General features: G+C 45.5%; 6 protein-coding genes. 3 read left to right on the forward strand and 3 right to left on the reverse strand.

Translation table 11 applies throughout. The annotated features are described in order from the left end of the window. Window positions 1-331: 331 nt before the first annotated feature. Window positions 332-1,450: a peptidylprolyl isomerase gene (locus O9290_RS22860; protein WP_002762547.1), complete on the reverse strand. Its 1,119-nt coding sequence runs from the start codon at window positions 1,448-1,450 to the stop codon at window positions 332-334. A 437-nt stretch (window positions 1,451-1,887) separates the two neighbouring features. Between O9290_RS22860 and O9290_RS22865 the strand changes: the two genes are divergently transcribed. Further along, window positions 1,888-3,048: a 2,3-diketo-5-methylthiopentyl-1-phosphate enolase gene (locus tag O9290_RS22865; RefSeq protein WP_288055629.1), complete on the forward strand. Its 1,161-nt coding sequence runs from the start codon at window positions 1,888-1,890 to the stop codon at window positions 3,046-3,048. A 55-nt stretch (window positions 3,049-3,103) separates the two neighbouring features. On the opposite strand, the gene serS is transcribed toward O9290_RS22865, so the two are convergent. After that, entirely contained in the window at window positions 3,104-4,387 is a 1,284-nt protein-coding gene (serS, locus tag O9290_RS22870; protein ID WP_288055626.1) for a serine--tRNA ligase, read from the reverse strand. Window positions 4,388-4,710: 323 nt separating this feature from the next. Here serS and O9290_RS22875 point away from each other — a divergent pair, with 323 nt between their 5' ends. Together O9290_RS22875 and O9290_RS22880 are read left to right on the forward strand one after the other, a co-directional pair. Continuing rightward, window positions 4,711-5,313, forward strand: a complete 603-nt coding sequence (locus O9290_RS22875; protein ID WP_288055623.1) for a M23 family metallopeptidase — start codon at window positions 4,711-4,713, stop codon at window positions 5,311-5,313. Window positions 5,314-5,423: 110 nt separating this feature from the next. Beyond that, the gene (locus O9290_RS22880; RefSeq protein WP_002762556.1) at window positions 5,424-6,386 is read left to right on the forward strand and encodes a glycosyltransferase family 9 protein; all 963 of its coding nucleotides are present in this window, start codon (window positions 5,424-5,426) and stop codon (window positions 6,384-6,386) included. A gap of 62 nt (window positions 6,387-6,448) precedes the next feature. On the opposite strand, the gene O9290_RS22885 is transcribed toward O9290_RS22880, so the two are convergent. Continuing rightward, the gene (locus tag O9290_RS22885) at window positions 6,449-6,958 is read right to left on the reverse strand and encodes a YceD family protein (protein ID WP_002762558.1); all 510 of its coding nucleotides are present in this window, start codon (window positions 6,956-6,958) and stop codon (window positions 6,449-6,451) included. Between the last annotated feature and the right edge of the window lie 187 nt (window positions 6,959-7,145).

Raw genomic sequence — 7,145 nt, forward strand, 5'->3', positions numbered from 1 at the left:
TAGTTGATGATAGGTGGTGCGTTACGACGGATTGTTGCCTTCAAGTCAAAGCAGTAATTTTTGCCGTCTAACGCACCCTACGTTTTACTTAGACGGATTTTTACCTTCAAGTCAAAGCAGGAATTTCTGCCGTCTAACGCACCCTACGTTTTACTTAAATGGTCGTTAACACAGTAACATCTACTAAGTGCCTTGCTTTCACTAGCGGGGAATATTGACCCCGATAATTGCCACTTTTCTGGGGTATGGGGGGAAGCACCCAGAATCTGAGATGCTTCCCCTATCTCGACTAATTTTTTGCCTTGACAAGACCTAGTTAAAAACCCCCACCCTAGCTAGGTTGCACGAGATTATTTAAGCCATAAACCACTTTAGCGGTGATAATCTTATCCTTATCGGTAAGTTCTTCTAACACCTCTTTTCCCTCGACTAAATAGCCAAAAACCGAATAACGACCATCCATGAGATTAAACCCCGGAGGAGTTAATTCATTATCGAATTTAAAGAAAAAGAATTGCGAGGAACCTCCGTTAGGATTAGTATCCGGACGCGCCAAGGCCAATGCACCGAAAGCGTTAAAAGGTAAGGCGAGACTGGGTAAGTAAATCCCTAATTCTTCGAGAGTATTGCCATAAACTGGTTCTTCTTCCCCTTTAATCAAAATTTCTAAGGGAATAGAGCGATATTGCTTAGTTTTCGGGTCAATAAATCCCTCTTCTGCACCGACGGGATCCCCAGTTTGGACAACGAAATTATCTTCGCTGCGAATGAAGGGTAAACCGTCATAAAAACCCCGTTGGACTAAATCCACAAAGTTACCCCCATTAACCGGAGCGCTGTAACCATCGACAACGATAGTTAAATCCCCTTTGGTGGTCTGCATCTCTACGGTGGCACGTCCTCGCAATTGCGGCAAGTTAGCGTATTCCGGGGGAACGTTAAAGGGAAAACCCACCACCATTAATTCTTCTAAAGCGGTGATATTATTGAGCAATTCCCGTCTGGTTGACCAAACTGCCTCTTTATCCTTCGCTTCTACGGCCGTATCGAGGGATGCCACTCCCGTTTTCAGTTTTTCGATTAATTCCTCTCCTTGGCTTTTACTTGCTTCGGGAACACTATCTAAGATAGCGTTGCTTTTGGTAGAAAGGGCATAATTGGCATCCTTGACATCTTTTTTAATCGGACTCCAACGTTTGGCCCGCAGATGTTTGGCAATATCTTCGATCGATTGTTGCACTTGACGAATTGGTTTATTATCTATGGGTAAGGCATTGCGTAAAATAGCAGTGGGATCCGTTACCGCGTCACCCTGAGCAAGCACAGCTAAAGCAGGAGCAGTCCCCTTAACCGTGAACAGACTTAAGATTAAAAATAGTGCTAGGGCGATACTAGCACCGCTTTTTAAGAAAAATTTGCCCGATTCCCGTAATCTTGTCTTTATTTTCATATTTTGGTCGGTTCCTCAATGGCTATACCTATCCAAAATACTTGTAGGCTTTTAGGGGAACCCTTGTCAATAGCTGAGAAAACCGATCGAAGTCATCAGTTATCAGTTATCAGTTATCAGTTATCAGTTATCAGTTATCAGTGATCAGTTAAGTAGGTAGGTGGAATTAAATATAAGATGAACGTAGAACGTAGGTTGGGTTGAAGCATGAAACCCAACGCCCGCTCATGTTACGCTACCGCTAACCCATCCTACAAATAATTGTGCCTCCCCACTTATCAGTTATCAGATGTGAGTTTTCAGTTCACTGATTACTGTTTACTGTTTACTGGACGGCTACGCCGTGCCTTTGGCAACACTGAAAAAAGCTCCCCACTTCCCCAATTCATAATTTATAATTCATAATTCCCACTCCCTTTTTTATCTTTTGACTTCTTATGACTATAATTGTCGATTATCGCTTTCCTCCCGCTATTAATGCCGAAAAACAGGCAAAAACGATCGCTATCGGTCAAACCGCCGGCACTTGGAGCGATCGCCACAGTCATCGTCAAGAGCAGCTGCAACAACACCTAGGGGAAGTGGTGGGGATCAGGGAGGAAGCCGACGGTTATAAGGTGGCTAGGGTGCGTTTTCCCCAGATAAACGTTGAAAATGACATCGCCAGTCTTTTAACCATGATTTTCGGCAAATATTCCATGGCTGGAGCCGGAAAAGTGGTGGGGGTGTACCTCCCCGAAAACTACGGCACAAAAGCCAAGGTGGGAATCACAGGAATTAGGCAACGTTTGGGGGTTTATGATCGACCTCTAGTCATGGCAATTTTTAAACCCGCTTTAGGACTATCGGCGCAAGATCACGCCGATATCCTGCGAGAAGTGGCTTTTGCTGGCTTAGACGTGATTAAAGATGATGAAATCATGGCGGATCTTCCCGTGGCTCCCACCCACGAGCGCCTAGATTGTTGTCGCCGGGTTTTGGAGGAAGTGCGGCAGCAAACCGGCAGAAATGTTCTCTATGCGGTCAATGTCACTGGAAAAGCGGACGAATTGCAGAGAAAAGCCCGTTTATTAGTGAAACATGGGGCTAATGCCCTGTTATTAAACGTTCTTACCTACGGTTTTTCCGTTTTAGAAGCTTTAGCCAGTGATCCAGCGATCGATGTGCCTATTTTCGCCCATCCTGCCTTTGCTGGAGCGATGTGTGCCGGTAGCGATACGGGATTAGCCTATTCTGTGGTTTTGGGGACGATGATGGCCCACGCGGGAGCCGATGCGGTGCTATATCCCGCCGCTTACGGTAGTTTACCCTTCGATCCCCAGGAGGAGGGCAAAATTCGCGATATTTTGCGCGATAGAAACGTTTTTCCGGTTCCCTCGGCCGGTATTCGTCCAGGTATTGTTCCCCAGGTCCTTGGGGATTACGGACGTAATGTTATCCTCAATGCGGGAACCGGAATTATGGACCACCCATCGGGACCGGCCAGTGGTGTGAGGGCTTTTTTTGAAGCTTTAGGGAGAGTGGAAGCGGGTGAGTCTTTTGATCCCGCCAATTTGCCTGAAGGAGCCTTAAAACAGGCAATTCTAGAGTGGGGTTAAGCTCAATTCTTTCAATGCACTATAGACACATTTTGTCAAGCATTTTTATCAAAAATTAACAAATAACTTCCCGTTTTAGATAGGGTTGCAGCACTTCTGGCACTTTTACCGTCCCGTCTGCCTGTTGATAATTTTCTAGGACAGCGGCCATAGTACGACCGATCGCCAATCCCGAACCGTTGAGAGTGTGGACAAAATTAGTGCCTTTTTGTCCTTTTTCTTTAAAGCGAATATTTGCCCGTCGTGCCTGAAAGTCTCTAAAATTAGAACAACTGGAAATTTCCCGATAGGTATTAGCCGAAGGTAGCCACACTTCTAAGTCATAACATTTAGCGGCCGCAAAACCCAAGTCACCGCTACACAATTCAATCACCCGATAGGGCAACTGTAAAGCTTGCAGGATTGCCTCTGCATTAGCGACTAAACTTTCATGTTCCTGAGCAGAAGCGTCAGGATGGACGATTTTGACCATTTCCACCTTATTAAATTGATGCAAACGGATCAAGCCCCTCGTATCTTTGCCATAGCTGCCCGCTTCTCGACGAAAACAGGGAGTATAGGCACAGTGTTTTATCGGTAATTGCTCCGATGAGAGGATTTCATCGCGATAGAGGTTAGTTACGGGTACTTCTGCCGTTGGTGCTAACCAAAGCTCATCATCTCGACATTTAAAGCTTTCTTCCGCAAATTTCGGCAGTTGTCCCGTCCCGCGCAGGGAGTCACTATTAATTAAAATTGGCGGTAAAACTTCTGTATAACCGGCGACAATATGGCGATCGAGCATAAAATTAATTAAAGCTCTTTCTAGGGCTGCCCCGAGCGCGATAAGATTAACAAAACGACTCTGGGCGATCTTTACTGCCCGTTCAAAGTCTAAAATGCCCAATTTTTCCCCAATTTCCCAGTGAGGCAAAATATTCGGGTTGGTGGGTTTATATTCCTCTCCCCAGCGTTTGACTTCGACATTTTCCCGTTCATCCTTACCGATGGGAGTGGTTTCACTGGGTAAATTGGGTAAATCTAAGATTTTTTGGTCAATGGCCGCTTTAATCTCTTTTTCCTGCGGTTCTAATTGAGCTAGTTTACTTTTAATCTCGTTTCCTTCTGTTTTCATTGCCAAAATTTCGGGACTGTTGACATCGCTGCCACTTTTAACTTTTTGTCCCACCAGTTTACCGATTTCGTTACCCCGGGCCTGTAAACTGCTGCGTTCTTGCTCTAAAGCCTTCTGTTGTTGATTTAACTGGAGAATAGGGGCAATATCATAACTACCTCCCCGACTATCTAAGCGTTTCTGTACTTCCTCTGGATTTTCTCTAATTTGCTTTAGGTCTAACATGGTAAGTGGGTGGGTGGAATTAAATATAAGATGAACGGAGAACGTAGGTTGGGTTGAAGCATGAAACCCGACGCCCGCTCATGTTACGCTACCGCTAACCCATCCTACAAATAATTGTGCCTCCCTACTTACAAGTCAGTAAAAAATAAAAATTAAGTGGGGGAGTCGGGGAATTGGCAGCCTGAGGGGAAATGTTCTCAACCCCTAACCAATGGTCAATAATAACTCAAAACATAACTAAAATATCGGTTAAAAGCCGCCGGTAAAATTAGCGGCAGCGGAAACTGGGGTATATTTAATTTTGGTGTCTGGAGTTAAGTCTCATGCTCAAATATCTGCCTGTTAAATTCCTGCGTTTTTTAGCGATTAGCTGTCTTGTAACGTTAATTTCTCTAGGATTTGCCCGTTTACACCCCGTTAAAGCTAATCCCACCCTCATAGCTCAAAATGCTTGGGCCGGGGCCTCCTTCCCCGTGGAAAACTTTCAAACCTATACCTCTGGTTTCGGTTATCGTTTCTCCCCCATTGATGGCAGTCAACAATTTCATGCCGGGTTAGATCTGGCCGCACCCTTGGGCAGTTATATTCGCAATTGGTGGACTGGCAGAATCGTCGAATTATCCGATCATACAGGCTGTGGCACCATGATTAAGATGCAATCGGGTCAATGGACACATATTTATTGTCATCTCATGGGTTCGGTTCAATCCGACAGCCGTGGTACTTTTTTGATTGACAGGTCAGGAGGAATCGTCCTTACTCTCGGTCAGGATATACCGGCAGGGGCCCGCATGGCTAGAGTGGGAATGACAGGACGCACCACCGGACCACACCTGCACTGGGGACTGATGTACGGCAATCAATACGTTGACCCCGCTTTGGTTTTAAATGCTATGTACGGCTCTAATCCTTCCGGTAATAGTTAAGAGAATCTGCGATCGCATTCTGTTGGGAAAAAACATCGCTGCCCGGATTTAGTGAATAACGAGGGACACTGCTAAAATTAAGCTGATCGATTCAGGTATATCCAGATAAAATGCGAATATTAACCCTTGTACCGGGAGGAATTAGCAATCAACTGCTGTTTTTTCCCACTCTAGAAACCCTCCAGCAAACTTACCCCCAAAGCAGCATTGATGTTTTGGTCGAACCTAGAGCAAAGGCTGCCTATCGTCTCTGTCCCCAGGTTAGGGAAGTGCTTTTATTTGACTATCGAGATCAGTACGGATTAGCGGATTATTTAAATATTTTGGGAGTAATTCGGGACCGGGAGTACGAAATCGCCATTAGTCTCACCAATCGTCCTGCTATCAACCTTTTACTCTGGTTAAATGGTGTTCTTAACCGTATAGGCTATGAAAATAATGGCAGCTGGTTCTTATCGCAACAAGTACCCCAGCCAACGGAAGGCTATCTAGCGGATAATTATCACGCACTGGTCAAAGGGTTAAAGATTGCCGCACCCTGTCCACCTTTAAAAATAACATTGAATCGGGATGATATCGATTGGGCCCAAATGGAGCAGCAACGCCTCAATATCAAGGATAGCGGCTATATTCTCCTCTACGCCGGCGGTAGCGATCTCAGCATCAGCCAAGGACTGGAAACGCTTTATCCCCTAGAGAGTTGGCTAGAAATTATCCAAGGCATTCGCCATCAACAACCGGAGTTGCCAATTGTCGCAATCCAGGGAGAACTAGATGAAGCTTGGGTTTTAGCCCTCAAAGCCATGGATAATAACTTAAAAGTGTCCAGAACGGGCGATATCGGTAAAATGGCGGCTATGATCGCCGGTGCTAATTTATTATTAGCTACCGAAAGTGTCCCTTTACAGTTAGCCGTGGCCGTGGGAACCTATACCCTCTCTCTGCTGGTTCCTTCGTTGTCTAAGAGAGTTTTACCGAGTGGGGGAGAGCTACATCGATATATTGAAGCTAATACGGGAAAAGTCGCCGATATTACCCCCGAAACTGTCCTGAAAAAGATTTGGGGCCAGTAAAAAATCGGGTTTTGATCGCTTTTCTCTGGGATCGAAACCCGAAAAAAAATCAGCATCAAAGCTCAATTTTGCGATTGAGATAACTGACTTTTCAAGGATTCTAGGGAGGCCCAACGACCATCGATGGCAGTCTTTTCCGGAAGAAGAAAATCGGGTGGTTGACAATTGGCTCCGCAGAGTTGACGGGGGGGTAAAGTTAGACATAACTGCTCGTATAACCACATTTGCGGGTCAAAATCCCCGTTAGGATCGAGGGTTTCCGAGAGGTCTTCGTAGGCTATTTCTCGCTCTAGAGGATAGGAGCTATCGTAGTCTTTATTTTTGTCTAGCCAGATTAATTCGGAAGTGTTTAATTGCAGACGATGATTATATTGTTGTAAACAGCGATCGCAGGTTAAAGTGACGATGGTTTCCGCTTTCACCGATACTTCCAAAAAATTGCCCCCATGTCTAACCAACAAGGTTCCCCGCACCGGTGTCAAGGTTTCTAGACCGGGGATAAAATTATCGGTGATAATCACTCTTTGTCGATCAGGAGATTTGAGGAGGTGGGGGATAAAAATAGTTTCCATAGATAACTCCTGTATCATTTATCGGGTGTCAACTGCGTTAGCGAGTAACGCCACCATAATTGCTCGGTGACAATCTTTCCTTTATCAGCTTATCGCAGCCCTCGCCTCTAGAGACATAGACCAGTCCTAGACTTTGGGGTGTGGGGTGTAGGGTGTGGGGTGTGGGGTGTGGGGTGTGGGGTGTGGG

It is taken from the genome of Microcystis sp. LE19-41.2A (genome assembly GCF_027530405.1).
Taxonomy (GTDB): Bacteria; Cyanobacteriota; Cyanobacteriia; order Cyanobacteriales; family Microcystaceae; genus Microcystis; species Microcystis aeruginosa.